The sequence below is a fragment of the Micromonospora sp. CCTCC AA 2012012 genome, from assembly GCF_040499845.1.
GTDB lineage: Bacteria > Actinomycetota > Actinomycetes > Mycobacteriales > Micromonosporaceae > Micromonospora > Micromonospora mangrovi.
The window spans coordinates 6,379,873-6,393,228 of record NZ_CP159342.1; the positions used below are offsets into that span (position 1 = coordinate 6,379,873).

General features: G+C 73.7%; 13 protein-coding genes. 7 read left to right on the forward strand and 6 right to left on the reverse strand.

The annotated features are described in order from the left end of the window. Positions 1-8 precede the first annotated feature (8 nt). Genes ABUL08_RS28920 through nudC form a run of 3 tightly spaced genes read left to right on the forward strand, consistent with a single transcriptional unit; the run spans position 9 to position 3,603 of the window. Positions 9-1,319: a M16 family metallopeptidase gene (locus ABUL08_RS28920; protein ID WP_350933215.1), complete on the forward strand. Its 1,311-nt coding sequence runs from the start codon at positions 9-11 to the stop codon at positions 1,317-1,319. Next, positions 1,316-2,659, forward strand: coding sequence for a M16 family metallopeptidase (locus ABUL08_RS28925; protein WP_350933216.1), 1,344 nt, complete (start codon positions 1,316-1,318; stop codon positions 2,657-2,659). Before ABUL08_RS28920 ends, ABUL08_RS28925 begins: the two co-directional genes overlap by 4 nt. Continuing rightward, positions 2,656-3,603 (forward strand): NAD(+) diphosphatase, encoded by a 948-nt coding sequence (gene nudC, locus ABUL08_RS28930; protein ID WP_350933218.1) that lies wholly within the window; start codon positions 2,656-2,658, stop codon positions 3,601-3,603. Before ABUL08_RS28925 ends, nudC begins: the two co-directional genes overlap by 4 nt. Positions 3,604-3,735: 132 nt before the next feature. Here nudC and ABUL08_RS28935 read toward each other — a convergent pair whose 3' ends face one another. From ABUL08_RS28935 to ABUL08_RS28945, 3 genes are all read right to left on the reverse strand, one after another. Next, the gene (locus ABUL08_RS28935; RefSeq protein ID WP_350933219.1) at positions 3,736-4,002 is read right to left on the reverse strand and encodes a hypothetical protein; all 267 of its coding nucleotides are present in this window, start codon (positions 4,000-4,002) and stop codon (positions 3,736-3,738) included. 216 nt (positions 4,003-4,218) lie between these two features. Continuing rightward, positions 4,219-4,440 carry a DUF397 domain-containing protein gene (locus ABUL08_RS28940; RefSeq protein WP_350933220.1) on the reverse strand — a complete coding sequence of 74 codons (222 nt, stop codon included), beginning with the start codon at positions 4,438-4,440 and terminating at the stop codon, positions 4,219-4,221. A 76-nt stretch (positions 4,441-4,516) separates the two neighbouring features. Beyond that, positions 4,517-5,482 carry a helix-turn-helix domain-containing protein gene (locus tag ABUL08_RS28945; RefSeq protein ID WP_350933221.1) on the reverse strand — a complete coding sequence of 322 codons (966 nt, stop codon included), beginning with the start codon at positions 5,480-5,482 and terminating at the stop codon, positions 4,517-4,519. 228 nt (positions 5,483-5,710) lie between these two features. Here ABUL08_RS28945 and ABUL08_RS28950 point away from each other — a divergent pair, with 228 nt between their 5' ends. Continuing rightward, complete coding sequence (locus ABUL08_RS28950; RefSeq protein WP_350933222.1) at positions 5,711-7,045, forward strand: MFS transporter; 1,335 nt, start codon at positions 5,711-5,713, stop codon at positions 7,043-7,045. A 122-nt stretch (positions 7,046-7,167) separates the two neighbouring features. Here the strand turns inward: ABUL08_RS28950 and ABUL08_RS28955 are convergent, their stop codons facing one another. Beyond that, complete coding sequence (locus tag ABUL08_RS28955) at positions 7,168-7,410, reverse strand: mycoredoxin (protein ID WP_350933223.1); 243 nt, start codon at positions 7,408-7,410, stop codon at positions 7,168-7,170. A gap of 90 nt (positions 7,411-7,500) precedes the next feature. On the opposite strand from ABUL08_RS28955, the gene ABUL08_RS28960 reads away from it, so the two are divergent. From ABUL08_RS28960 to ABUL08_RS28970, 3 genes are all read left to right on the forward strand, one after another. Next, positions 7,501-9,663 carry an ATP-dependent DNA helicase UvrD2 gene (locus ABUL08_RS28960; RefSeq protein WP_350933224.1) on the forward strand — a complete coding sequence of 721 codons (2,163 nt, stop codon included), beginning with the start codon at positions 7,501-7,503 and terminating at the stop codon, positions 9,661-9,663. Between the two features lie 125 nt (positions 9,664-9,788). Then, the gene (locus ABUL08_RS28965; RefSeq protein ID WP_350933225.1) at positions 9,789-10,043 is read left to right on the forward strand and encodes a hypothetical protein; all 255 of its coding nucleotides are present in this window, start codon (positions 9,789-9,791) and stop codon (positions 10,041-10,043) included. Between the two features lie 131 nt (positions 10,044-10,174). After that, a complete protein-coding gene (locus ABUL08_RS28970) occupies positions 10,175-10,540 on the forward strand; it encodes a WhiB family transcriptional regulator (RefSeq protein ID WP_350933226.1) in 366 nt (121 codons plus the stop codon). A 316-nt stretch (positions 10,541-10,856) separates the two neighbouring features. Here the strand turns inward: ABUL08_RS28970 and ABUL08_RS28975 are convergent, their stop codons facing one another. Continuing rightward, positions 10,857-12,203: an ABC1 kinase family protein gene (locus ABUL08_RS28975; protein ID WP_350933227.1), complete on the reverse strand. Its 1,347-nt coding sequence runs from the start codon at positions 12,201-12,203 to the stop codon at positions 10,857-10,859. Next, positions 12,200-13,336 carry a TOMM precursor leader peptide-binding protein gene (locus ABUL08_RS28980; RefSeq protein WP_350933228.1) on the reverse strand — a complete coding sequence of 379 codons (1,137 nt, stop codon included), beginning with the start codon at positions 13,334-13,336 and terminating at the stop codon, positions 12,200-12,202. Before ABUL08_RS28980 ends, ABUL08_RS28975 begins: the two co-directional genes overlap by 4 nt. Positions 13,337-13,356: the final 20 nt, after the last annotated feature.

Here is a 13,356-nt window from a genome sequence, read left to right on the forward strand (position 1 = left end):
TCGATCACGTGCCGACGCGGAGAGCGAGAATTCCAGCGACGAAATACCCGGTCGAGCGGTTCACCCTCGACAACGGCCTGCGGGTGGTGCTCACCCCTGACCGCAGCGCCCCGGTGATCGGGGTGGCGGTGGTCTACGACGTCGGCATCCGCTCCGAACCCGAGGGACGCACCGGCTTCGCCCACCTCTTCGAGCACCTGATGTTCCAGGGCTCGGAGAACCTGGAGAAGCTGGCCCACTTCCGGCACGTGCAGGGCGCCGGTGGGACCTTCAACGGCTCCACCCACCTGGACTACACCGACTACTACGAGACCCTGCCGGCCAATGCGCTGGAACGGGCCCTCTTCCTCGAGGCCGACCGGATGCGCGGTCCCCGCCTCACCGAGGAGAACCTGCGCAACCAGGTCGACGTGGTCAAGGAGGAGATCCGGGTCAACGTGCTCAACCGGCCGTACGGCGGGTTCCCCTGGCTGACCCTGCCGCCGGTCATGTTCGACACCTTCCCCAACGCGCACGACGGCTACGGCTCCTTCGACGACCTGGAGTCCGCCACCGTCGCCGACGCCGCCGACTTCTTCCGCCGCTACTACGCCAGCGGCAACGCCGTCCTGGCGGTCAGCGGCGACATCGACGTGGCCGAGGCGACCGGGCTGATCGAGCGGCACTTCGGCGACGTGCCGGCCCGGCCCGCCCCGGACCGCCCCGACTTCACCGAACCCGACCTGACCGCCGAGCGGCGGAAGTCGTACACCGACAAGCTGGCGCCGCTGCCGGCGATCGCCGGGGCCTGGCGGGTGCCCGACCCGGTGAGCGACTTCGCCGGCTACCTGCCGTACGTGGTGCTGGCCGAGGTGCTCACCGACGGTGACGCCTCCCGGCTGGTCGAGCGGCTGGTGCAGCGGGACCGGACGGTCACCAGCCTCGGCGGCTACCTCGGCTTCATGGGTGACCCGTTCGACGTGCGTGACCCCACCGCGCTGCTGCTCCAGGCGCACCTGCCGCCCGGCGGCGACGTGGACAAGGTGCTGCGCACCCTCGACGAGGAGCTGGACCGGCTCGCCACCGACGGGCTCACCGAGGGTGAGCTGGCCCGTACCCAGGCCAGGATGGCCACCCACCTGCTGCGGGACACCGACGCGGTGCTCGGCCGGGCACTGCGGATGGCCGTGCTGGAACAGCAGCGCGGCGAGCCGGGCCTGCTCAACGAGCTGCCCCGGCTGGTCGGCGAGGTCACCGAGGAGCAGGTCCGCGCCGCCGCCGCCACCCTGCGGCCGGAACGCCGCGCGTCCATCGAGGTCATCCCCGGAGGTGCCAAATGACGGCGACGGCGACCGTTTCCGCCGGGTCCCGGACGCTGCCGCCGCTCGGCCCCAACCGCAAGCTCAAGCTCCCCACCCAGGCCGAGCGCACCCTCGCCAACGGGCTCACCGTGATCGCCGTACGCCGGCCGGCGGTGCCGCTGGTCGAGCTGCGGCTCTGGATGCCGTTCGGGCGCAGCCACCTGGCCCGCGGCGCGATGCTCGCCCAGACCATGCTCTCCGGCACGCAGACCCTCACCGCGACCCAGATCGCCGCCGAGCTGCAGAAGGTCGGCGGCGGGCTCTCCGCCGGGGTCGACCCGGACCGGCTGATGCTCTCCGGGGCCGGCCTGGTCACCGGGTTGGACCGGATGCTGGAACTCCTCGCCGACGTGCTGACCGGGGCGACCTATCCGGGCGACTGGGTGGAGACCGAGCGGGACCGGCTGGTCGACCGGATCCAGGTCGCGCAGAGCCAGCCCGCCCACCTCGCCCGCACCGCGCTGCTCAAGCGGGTCTACGGCCGGCACCCGTACGCGACCCAGACCCCGGAACCCGACCAGGTCCGCGCGGTCCGCCCGGCGGCCCTGCGGAAGCTGCACGCCGAGCGGGTCCACCCGGCCGGGGCGGTGCTGGTGCTGGTCGGCGACGTGCAGCCGGCCCGCGCGCTGGACGCCGCCGAGCAGGCCCTCGGCGGCTGGCGGGGCGACGGGCACGTCGCCGAGCTGCCGCCCGCCCCGCCGCTGGAGCCCGGCCCGCTGCTGCTGGTCGACCGGCCCGGCTCGGTGCAGTCGTCGCTGCGGATCGCGCTGCCGGCGGTGCCGCGTACCCACCCCGATCACGCCGCGCTGCAACTGGCCAACCTGATCTTCGGGGGCTACTTCTCGTCCCGCTGGGTGGAGAACATCCGCGAGGACAAGGGCTACACGTACGGGCCGCACTCGATGGTCGAGCACTCGGTGGCCGGTTCGGTGCTGGTCGCCGGGGCCGAGGTGGCCACCGAGGTCACCGCCCCGGCGCTGCTGGAGACCACGTACGAGCTGGGTCGGCTGGCGTCGCTGCCGGTCAAGCCGGAGGAGCTGGAGCAGGCCCGCCAGTACGCCCTGGGCACCCTCCAGCTCGGCATGTCCACCCAGGCCGGGCTCGCCTCGCTGACCAGCGCGTACGCCGGCAACGGGCTGCGCCTGGACTTCCTCGCCGAGCACGCCGCCCGGTTGGCGAAGGCGACCGTGGCCGACGTCGCCGAGGCCGGGGCGCGCTACCTGTCCCCGGCGAAGGCGGTCGTGGTGGTGCTCGGCGACGCCGAACGGGTCGCCGGTCCGCTCTCCGCGCTGACCCCGGTACGGACGGAGCCGGCGTGACCGGTGAGGCCGTCCCGCCGCTCGCCCGGACCACCCTGGACCGGGCGGCGCACCGGCGTACCGACCCGGGCTGGCTCGCCGAGGCGTGGGAGCAGGCCCGGGTGCTGGTGCTCGACTCGACCGACGACGGTCGGGCGCTGATCCGCGGCGAGGGCGCCCCGCCGGAGCTGGTGCTGGTCGGCTCCGGCGAGCTGCCCGAGGTGCCCCGGTCGGTGCCGATGTTCCTCGGTGTCGAGCCGGACGGGCTGCCGGTCTTCGCGGTGGACGCGCCGCTGCCGAGCCTGCCGGGCACCCGGGCGGTCAGCCTGCGCGAGGTGGGGCACCTGCTCGCCGACCGGGACGCCGGCATCTTCACCACCGCCCTGGCGCTGCTGAACTGGCACCTGCGGCACGGCTACTCGGCCTCGACGGGGCACCCGACGCAGGTGGACGAGGCCGGCTGGTCGCGGATCGACCCGGGCGGCGACCGGGCGTGGCCGCGTACCGACCCGGCGATGATCGTGCTGGTGCACGACGGGGTGGACGGCCCGGAGGGTCGCTGCCTGCTCGGCAACAACGCCACCTGGCCGCGTACCCCCGGGCAGCGACGCTTCTCCTGCCTCGCGGGTTACGTGGAGCCGGGGGAGTCGGCGGAGGCCGCCGTGCTGCGCGAGGTCCGCGAGGAGGTCGGCGTCGGGGTCGCCGGCATCGCGTACGCGGGCAGCCAGGCCTGGCCGTTCCCGGGCTCGCTGATGCTCGGTTTCCTGGCCCGGGCCGACGCCGACGAGCCGGTCCGGGTCGACCCGGCGGAGATCGCCCAGGCGCGCTGGTTCACCCGCCGGGAGATCGGCGCCGCGCTGGCCGGCGAGGCGGTCGACGTCGGCGGGGGTGACCGCCTGGTCCTGCCCCCGCCCTCCTCCATCGCCCTGTTCCTGGTGCACCGCTGGCTCGACGGCCACTGCTGACCCCGGACGCGGTCCCGGCCCGTCACCGTCGTTGCCGCGACGGTCACGGGCCGGGAACACGGGCCGTCGTGGGCGGCTGAGGCAGGGAACGCGGCGGGGGAGCCGGTCCGACCACGACGGACGTCGGGTGGGTCAGGAGCCGCCACGGTACGGGTGGTCCGGGCCGGGGGAGTCGAGCGGCAGCACCTTGACCCGTTGCTTGCCGCAGCGCACCGCGCCGACGGTGGCCAGCGCCCGGGCCAGCAGCAGCGCGGCGTCGCGGTCCTCGGCGTGCACGACCTGGCGGCGCGGTTCCGGCGTGGTGGTCTCGTCCCGCAGTCGGCCACCGTCCGCCCAGGCGGCGGCGATGTCGGTGTCGGCGACGGAGCGGATGTCGGTGCGAACGATCAGGAACCGCATGGGTGTCCCCCGGACGGATCGCGACGGCGAGTACGCAGTGGAACTTCCACGTCACTCTTTCGACATGTTACGCCCGGACGTCGTCCCAGCAAGTGAAACTCGCCTATCGACGGTGCGGGTCGCCCGATCGGGGGACCCCAGCTCAGTACGGTTGTCGGCAGGAACGCGCGAGGGGCCGCCGGCGCGACGCCGACGGCCCCGGAGATGCTCGCCGGATCAGTTCAGGTCGAACTGCCCGTTCTTCGCGCCGGCGATGAAGCCCAGCCAGCCGGCCCGGTTGAACAGCAGCACCGGGCCGCCCTGGTCCTTGCTGTCGCGCAGCGCGACGGCCGCCGGCCCGGCGCGCAACTCGGCCACCTCGACACAGTTCGAGGTCTGGCTGCGGGTGCTCTTGTGCCACGCCGCGTCGGCGAGCTGCTGGTTGCGGAGTTCGTTCATGGTCCTGCTCCTGCTCTGGAGTGCTCCGATGGGGACGAGTGACGCCGCGGGCCGAGACGGCGGGCCCGGCGGTGCGTCACCGGTCCGTCGTCAGACGCCCCGAGGCCCGGCGGCGCTGTGCCGGCGCCGTTGCCGGCGCGTACGCCACCGTGGACTCGGTTGCCGTGTCGGGCAGTCGTCCCGTCGCCTCGATGAGCCAGGAGCGGGTGTCCGATTCGGAGAGCGCCGCCGAGCATAGCCACTCGAACACCACTTTATAGGGATTTAGGACGTTTGCTGCGGTTGACATGACGTCGGTGAAGCCACCTTCGATGGCCAGCGTCTCCGGATCGAGCGGGTCGGCGAAGCGGTAGATCGAGAACGCCGTCGGTGGCAGGTACCAGTCGGCGACCCGGGTGTCCCGCAGCAGCAGGCGCAGCGTGACGTTGGGCTGCCCGGCCAGCTCGCAGAGGTGGATGATCTGCTCGCGCAGCACCTCCGGCGGGGCGGTCCGCCGGCCCAGCGCCGACTCCTCCAGCACGGCGGTGTAGCGGGGCGCCTCCGGGCGGGTGAGCAGGGACTGGCGGGCCTGCCGGGCGCGTACCTCGGTCTCCGGGTCCTCGCCGGCCTGCTCGTCGACCCCGTGCGCGGAGACGATCCGCAGGCGGGCGTACGCCGGGGTCTGCAAGAGGCCGGGGACGAGCACCGGGTTGAACTCGGAGATCTCCGCGCAGCCGGCCTCCAGTTCGGCGAAGCCGCGCTGCTGCTGGGTCATCACCGGGAAGTTCCTCAACCAGCCGCGCATGTCGCCGGCCTCCTGGGCGATGCCCAGCAGCTCCTCGCGCAGCTCGCCGTCCGCCCCGTAGAGATCCAGCAGGACGCCCACGTCCTCCGGGTCCGGGCGGCTGCGACCGTTCTCCAGCCGGGACAACTTGGACGCGGAGGCCCAGCCGATCCGCTCGATGACCTGGTCGCCGGTGAGACCGGTCAGCTCGCGGAGTCGGCGCAGCTCGGTGCCCAGTCTGCGGCGACGCAGCATGGGGCCTGGTGCGGTAGGAGGCACGGTGTCCTCTTCTCCGTCGACCGCCGCAGACGCGACGGTAACTGTATGAAATTCACCCCCCACGGTCAGTATGGACGGCGCAACCGGTGTCGGTGGTTCCGGCGAGGGCGTGTCTCCAGACAAAAAGAGGACTGTGGAGAGGTGCCGACGGCCCCGACGACGCTGTTCCGGTCGACCGGCACCGCCCCCTGACGCGCCCGCACCGGGCGCCACCCCCCGGAGGGACCCATGCGCACCGTCCTGCGCCGCCCCGACTTCCGCCTGCTCTTCGGCGCCCTGCTGGCCAGCATGGCCGCCGAGTCGATCCTGCTGCTGGCCCTCGCCGTCTGGGTGAAGGACCTGACCGGGTCGGACGGTCAGGCCGGCGCCACCATCTTCGCCATCATCGCCCCGATGGTGCTCGCCCCGCTCGTCGGCTGGGTGGTCGACCGCTACCCGCGCCGGCCGTTCTTCGTGGCCGCCAACCTCGGCACCGCCGTCCTGCTGAGTCCGCTCTTCGCCGTCCGCGACCGCGCCGACGTCTGGATCATCTATGTGGTGGCCGCGCTCTACGGCCTGTCGTACATCACGCTGAGCGCGGTGCTCAGCGGCCTGATCCGGCAGCTGGTGCCGAGCGACCTGCTGCCCGACGCGAACGGCGCGTTGCAGACCGTCCGCCAGGGGCTGCGCCTGGTCGGCCCGCTCGCCGGCGCCGGGCTCTACGCCGCGGTGGGCGGTTGGCTGCTGGTGACACTCGCGATGGCCGGCTTCGGCACCGCCGCCGCGGTGGTCGGCCTGCTCCGGGTCGCCGAGACCCGACCCCCGGCCGGGGAGCTGAGCTGGCCCGCGGAGCTGGGGGCCGGGCTGCGACACCTGGCCGGCGAGCCCGCGCTGCGCCGGGCCCTGGTCGGCTACGGCCTGGGTTCGCTGGTGATGGGTTTCACCGAGTCGCTGATCTTCGCGTACGTCGACCGGGGGCTGCACCGGGACGCCGCGTTCGTCGGCGTGCTGGTCACCGTGCAGGGGATCGGTGGACTGGTCGGCGGCCTGCTCTCGGCCACCGTGGTCCGCCGGGCCGGCGAGGTGGGGGCGTTGGCCGCCGGGGTGACCTTCTTCGGGCCGGCCGCGGTGGCGCTGGCGTACCCGCGGCTCTGGCTCGGCGTGCTGGCGCTGCTGCTGGCCGGGGTGTCGCTGCCGTTGACCATGGTCGGGTTGAACACGCTGGTCCAGCGGCGTACCCCGCCCCGGCTGCTCGGCCGGGTCGCCGCCGCCTCCGACGCCCTGGTCAGCGGTCCGCAGGCGGCCTCCATCGGCACCGGTGCGCTGCTCGTCGGGGTGTTCGACTACCGCCTGCTCTTCGTCCTCGTCGGGGTGGTCACCACGGCGGCCGGCGCGTACCTCTGGCACGGCCGCCGCCTCAGCCCCCCGGCCGCGACCCCCACCCCACCACCGGCCCACCCCGCCCGGATCCCCTCCCCCCGCCGCCCCACCACCCCCACCCCCCTCGACCCGGCCCCCGCCCCTCCCGCCCTCGGCGTCGATCATGAGGTTGCCGTCACGACACGCCGAGCGGCCGGACGCTGACTTCATGACCACGGGGCGGCCACTGGTCGGGCGGTGGTCGGCCGGGGGCGGTGGAGGTGGCGGGGACGTGAAAGAGCGGCCGGCCCGGGACGGGGCGGCCGCTCTCTCAGGTGCGGGTGGGGTCAGGCGTTGAGGCTGGCGAGGTGCTGCTTGACCTGGGTGATCGAGGGGTTGGTGAGGGCGCTGCCGTCGGCGAAGCGCAGCGTCGGGACGGTCTGGTTGCCGCCGTTGACGCTCATCACGAACTCGGCGGCCTTCGGGTCCTGCTCGATGTCGACCACGTCGTACCCGATGCCCTCCCGGTCCAGCTGCGACTTCAGGCGGTGGCAGTAGCCGCACCACGGGGTGGAATACATCGTCAACATGCTGAGGTCCTCCAACGATCCTGTCCGGCGGCTCACGGTCAAGCCAGGCTATCGGTGCAACGTCGGGGGAGCCTGGGATGATTCCTGGCTGTGGTGGTTCACTCTGCGGCGGAACGGGTGCTGGCCGGGCTGGATCCGGAGCAGCGGGCCGCGGTGACCGCGCCGGCCGGTCCGGTCTGCATCCTGGCCGGCGCCGGCACCGGCAAGACCCGCGCGGTCACCTCCCGGATCGCCCACCGCGCGCTGACCGGGGACATCTCCGCCCGGCACGTGCTGGCGGTCACCTTCACCGCCCGCGCCGCCGCCGAGATGAGAAGCCGTCTCACCGTTCTCGGGGTGCCGGGTGTCCAGGCACGCACGTTCCATGCCGCCGCGCTGCGTCAGGTGCGCTACTTCGCCCCCCGGCTGCTGGAGGGGCGGGCCATGCCCGAGCTGCTCGACAGCAAGGTGCGGGTGGTCACGCTCGCCGCCGCCAAGGTGGGGCTGCGCACCGACCGGGCCGCCGCCCGGGACCTGGCCGGCGAGATCGAGTGGGCCAAGTCGTCGCTGGTCGAGCCGGGGGAGTACGTGGTCGCCGCGGCCAAGGCGCTGCGCGACACCCCGCACGAGCCGGCCAAGGTGGCCGAGGTCTTCGCCGCGTACGAGAAGCTCAAGCGCGGCAACGGGGTGATCGACTTCGAGGACATGCTGCGTGCCGCCGTCTGGGGCATCGAGGAGCACCCGGACGTCGCCGAGCAGGTACGCGGCCAGTACCGGCACTTCGTGGTCGACGAGTACCAGGACGTCAACCCGCTCCAGCAGCGGCTGCTGGACGCCTGGCTCGGCGGCCGGGACGACCTCACCGTGGTCGGCGACGCCAGCCAGACGATCTACTCGTTCACCGGGGCCACCTCGTCGTACCTGGTCGACTTCCCGCGCCGGCACCGCACCGCCACCGTGGTCCGGCTGGTCCGCGACTACCGCTCCACCCCGCAGGTCGTCGGGCTGGCCAACGCGGTGATCTCGCAGGCCCGGGGCACCGAGGCCCGGCTGCGGCTGGAGCTGCACGGGCAGCGGCCCGCCGGCCCCGAACCGGAGCTGCGGATCTTCACCGACGAGGCGGCCGAGGCCAACGCGGTCGCGGCCCGCTGCCGGGTGCTGATCGACGGTGGCACCCCGGCCCGGGAGATCGCCGTGCTGTTCCGGATCAACGCCCAGTCCGAGGCGTACGAGAAGGCGCTCACCGAGGCGCAGGTGCCGTACGTGGTGCAGGGGGCGGAGCGCTTCTTCGAACGACCCGAGGTGCGTCAGGCGATGGTGGCGCTGCGGGCCGCCACCCGCTCCATCCCGGGGGAGACGCCGCTGCCGACCGCCGTGGTCGAGGGCCTCTCCGCCGTCGGCTGGGCACCGGACGCCGCCCCGGCCGGCGGTGCCGCCCGGGAGCGCTGGGAGGCGCTCGCCGCCCTGGTCCAGCTCGCCGAGGAGTACGCCTCGACGCCCGAGGTGCTGCCCATCGGCGAGGCCGCCGCGGTCGAGCGGCCGGTGACCCTGGGCGACTTCAACGACGAGCTGGCCCGCCGGGCCGCCCAGCAGCACGTACCCACCGTCGAGGGGGTGACCCTGGCCTCGCTGCACTCCGCCAAGGGCCTCGAATGGGACGCGGTCTTCCTGGTCGGCCTCGCCGAGGGCACCCTCCCCACCGTGTACGCGAAGACCGCCGAGCAGGTCGAGGAGGAGCGACGGCTGCTCTACGTCGGGATCACCCGGGCGCGGGAGTGGCTCTGGCTGTCGTACGCCGCGGCCCGCTCGCCGGGCGGACGGGCCCGGCGGCCGTCCCGCTTCCTGCCGCAGCTCGACCGCTCGGGGGGCGGCACGGAACGGGCCGGCGCCGGCGCGGCGAAGCGGGTCGAGCGGCGGCGCAACCAGATCGTCTCCTGCCGGATCTGCGGCGCGACCCTGCTCGGCGGCGCGGACCGCAAGCTGGGGCGCTGCCCGACCTGCCCCTCCGACCTCGACGAGGAGCTGTACGAGCGGCTGCTCGACTGGCGGCGGCGGGTGGCCGGCGCGCAGAAGGTGCCGGCGTACGTGGTCTTCACCGACGCCACGTTGACCGCGCTGGCCGAGCGGAAGCCGGGGCGGGCCGAGGAGCTGATCGCGATCGCCGGCATCGGACCACGCAAACTGGGCCTTTACGGCGACACGGTCCTCGCCCTGGTGGGAGGCGCGTCGGTCGACGATGTCTGCCCGGAGAAAACTTTCGAAATCGAGTCGTAAATTCGTTTGCCCTCGCCCCGGCGCGAGGAATAGCCTCAGGACACACCACGCGAGCGGCGCCATTCCGGCTGCTCACGGGGGTCGGGTCCAGAGTCGACATGAGGAACGTGAGGGGGGTGGCAGCAATGGAGATCTTCAACTATGAGCTTCCGGCGGCGATGCCAGCTGCCCACGCTCCGCTGTCGGCTGTCCGGGTGGTCCTTGCCGCTCGGCCGTCGGTTCCGCAGGTGCACCAGGTCCAGGCTCAGGCCGAGCTGAACCTGACCGTTGCGCCGCTGGCCGGAATCGAGGGGACCAGTGGCTTCACGGGCAAGGGCATCGACAGCGCCAAGAAGCGCACGGATGTCCGCGGCGTTCCACCTCGAGGGAGACCGGTCTGATCTTCAGACCACCGGCTCACCTCGAGGCCGCGGAACCCGCTCACCGGGATCCGCGGCCTCAGTTTTTTGCCCGTCGAAGTACGTCGGAATTGCGATCCACGAGATCGAAGTGAGAGAGAGGTGACCGGGCGATGAGTCTGGCGTTGGCCCCGCTCGACGCAGATGTCGAGGTGGAGGCGAACCTGCCCTGCCGGAAGTTCGACCCCGACCTGTGGTTCTCCGACCAGCCCGCCGAGCTGGAGTTGGCCAAGTCGCTCTGCGGGGACTGCCCGCTGCGCGTCGAGTGCCTCGCCGGTGCGGTGGAGCGGGCCGAGCCCTGGGGCGTCTGGGGCGGCGAGATCTTCGAGCGTGGCGCGGTCGTCCCGCGCAAGCGGCCCCGTGGCCGTCCGCGCAAGGAGGACCTCGCCCGTGACGCCCAGCTCCGGGTCGAGGCCGAGGCGCGACTGGCGGCCAGTGGGCTGCCCGATTCGCGTCACACGGTCCGGCTGGCGGCCTGACAACTTCCCGTTCCACACGTCCCCGCCGGTGTCCCACCGGCCGAGAGAGAGCCGAGATCCATGATCCACCTGCCGAACGGAACCGAGATGCAACTACTCCACGAAGCGTTGTCCCGGGCTCGAATGCCCCGGCCTCAGGCCGGTCGTACCACCACGAGCACTGAGGCAACCCCTTCCGCCCGTACCGTCGCGATGCAAAGCCGCAGCAAGTCGGCCCGCGACCTGGGCGTTCTCTAGTCCCTACCAGCACGAGGGGCGGTGGCCGGTTTCCGGCCACCGCCCCTCGGCGTCTCCGTGTCGCGCGGGGCGTCGTCGCTCAGGCGACCGGGGCGAAACCGGGCAGCCAGCGCTCCAGGATGGCCCGGTAGGGCGCCTTCGCCTCCAACTGGCAGAGCACCCCGATCGACCCCAGCGTCACCCGGTGGATCAGCAGGTACGACGGCGGCAGGTTGAGCTGCCGGCTGAGCTGGAAGGCGGGCGAGCGGGGGCTGGCCAGCCGGGTCGCCTCGGCGCGGAGCCACGCCCGGGTGAACCGGAACTCCTCCTCGGCGACCGGGGCCAGCATCGGCTGGATGTATTCCAGCAGCGCCTGCGCGTCGATCGACTCTGTCTGGCTGACGAAGCCCTCCTCGCGCAGCCCGCTGACCAGCCCGTCCGCGTCGCCGCGCAGCGCCATGCCGGCCAACCGGCCGATCGGCTCGGGGGTGCCCTCGGGCATCCGGGCCACGGCGCCGAAGTCGATGACCCCGAGCCGACCGTCGGGGAGCAGCCGGAAGTTGCCCGGGTGCGGGTCGGCGTGGAGCAGGCCCGCCCGCATCGGCGCGGAGAGGTGCAGCACGGCCATCAGCCGCCCGGCCTCGTCGCGCTCCTCCTCGCTGCCCTCCCGGATGATCGCGGAGAGCGGCGTCCCCTCGATCCACTCGGTGACCAGGAGCCGGGGTGCGGCGTGCAGCACCTCCGGGATGAAGATCTCCGGATCGTCCGCGTACGCCGCCGCGAAGGCGCGCTGCGACTCGGCCTCCAGCTCGTAGTCCAGCTCCTCGGTGATCCGCTCGCGCAGCTCGACCAGGAGCGGCTTGACGTCCAGGCCGGGCTGGATGGCCCGGAACATGCCGCCCAGCCGGGAGAGCTGCTTGAGGTCGGAGAGCAGGGCCTCACCGGCACCCGGGTACTGGATCTTGACAGCCACGTCGCGGTGGTTCGGGGCGCCGGTCGGGCCGTACCCCGGGTCGCGCCAGACGGCGCGGTGCACCTGACCGATGCTCGCCGCGGCGGCCGGGGTGTCGTCGAACTCCACGAAACGGTCCCGCCACTCGGGCCCGAGCTGCTCGGCGAGCACCTTGTGCACGGTCGACGCGGGCAGCGGCGGGGCGGCCTCCTGGAGTTTGGTGAGTGCCTGCCGGTAGGGGGCGGCGACCTCCTCGGGCAGCGCCGCCTCGAAGACCGACAGGGCCTGCCCGAACTTCATCGCACCGCCCTTGAGCTGGCCCAGGACGCTGAAGAGCTGTTCGGCGGTGCGTTGCTGGATCTCGGCGGAGATGACGTCGGACGCGAGCCCGGTGACCCGCTTGCCCATCCCGAGGACGGTCCGACCGGCGAAGCCGAGCGGCAGGGCGGCGAGCTTGGCGGTCCGGGACACGGCCCGGCGCGGGATGTCGGTCACTCGGCCATTGTTACCGACTCGGGGGGTCGGCTGCTGCTCCGTGGCGGGTAGCGGTTGACGCTGACCCGGGGACGACGCTCGCCGGAGCACCCGCAGGAGGGATGCGGGGGCCAGCTCCGCCGCCGGTGCCGGCCGGCGGCACCCACCTCGACCGCGCTGCCGAGGGTCTCCGGGCTGCCCCCGTCGAGGTGCGCCAGCGCCTCGGCCGCCGCGTACGCCCCGGCCGCGAGGAGGGTGGTGGCCGCCGCGGCCTGGTCCGCCGGGTCGACGGCGGCGAGCTGGGCGGCGAGGGCCGGCCAGTCCGGATCACGGTCGATCCGGTGCAGGTCGAGGCAGTTCAGGCAGGGCCCCACCGGCGGCCGGACGAGTGGGCCGACGACCGGTACGCCGCCGCGCAGGCCGACCAGCAGGTGCGGCTGGCGACGCCGGGCGTGCCGGGCGGCGATCAGGGCGGCGGGCCGGTCGGTGCCCAGGTGGACGACCAGGTCGACCCGGCCGTGTCGCAGCGGGCGGGTGTCCGTGCCCGGCGCGGTGCCGCCGAGCACCTCGCGCAGCGCGGCGGCCAGCGGCCGACCGACGTCCGCCGCCGACAGCCCGGTGCCGACCAGGTCACCGGGGCGGACCGGGCCGGCGAGGTCGGGGTCGACCTGGCCGACGCCCGCCTGCGCCAGCGCCACCGCGATCGGCCCGCCCAGCCGCCCGGCGCCGGTGACCAGCACCCGGGCGCTGCGGCGTCGCCGGAGCACCTGGGCGGGAGTGCCGGGCAGTCCCGCGGCGTCCAGCGCCAGCGCGCCGGCCTCACCGGCCAGTCGGGCCCGGACCGGGCCGGCCAGGTCGCGGGGGAGCAGGGTGTGCGCGGGCACCACCAGTCCGGCGGCGTGCAGCGCGTCGAGCAGGACCCGCGCGTCGTCGGCCGGCACGTCCGCCTCGGTGAGGACACCGCGCTCGCTGCGGGTGCCGTCGAGCAGGTCGAGCAGCCGGGCCGCGCGGGGATCAGCCACCTCCAGCAGGACCGCCCGGCCCGGTTCGACGCCGAGTTGGAGGGTGTGCCGGTCGCGCCACAGCCGGGCCAGGCCGGGCAGCAGGGTGGGACGGGTGAGGGCGGCGCGGGCCGGGGGCGCGAGACGTGTCATGGCACGAATCGTTACCGCGT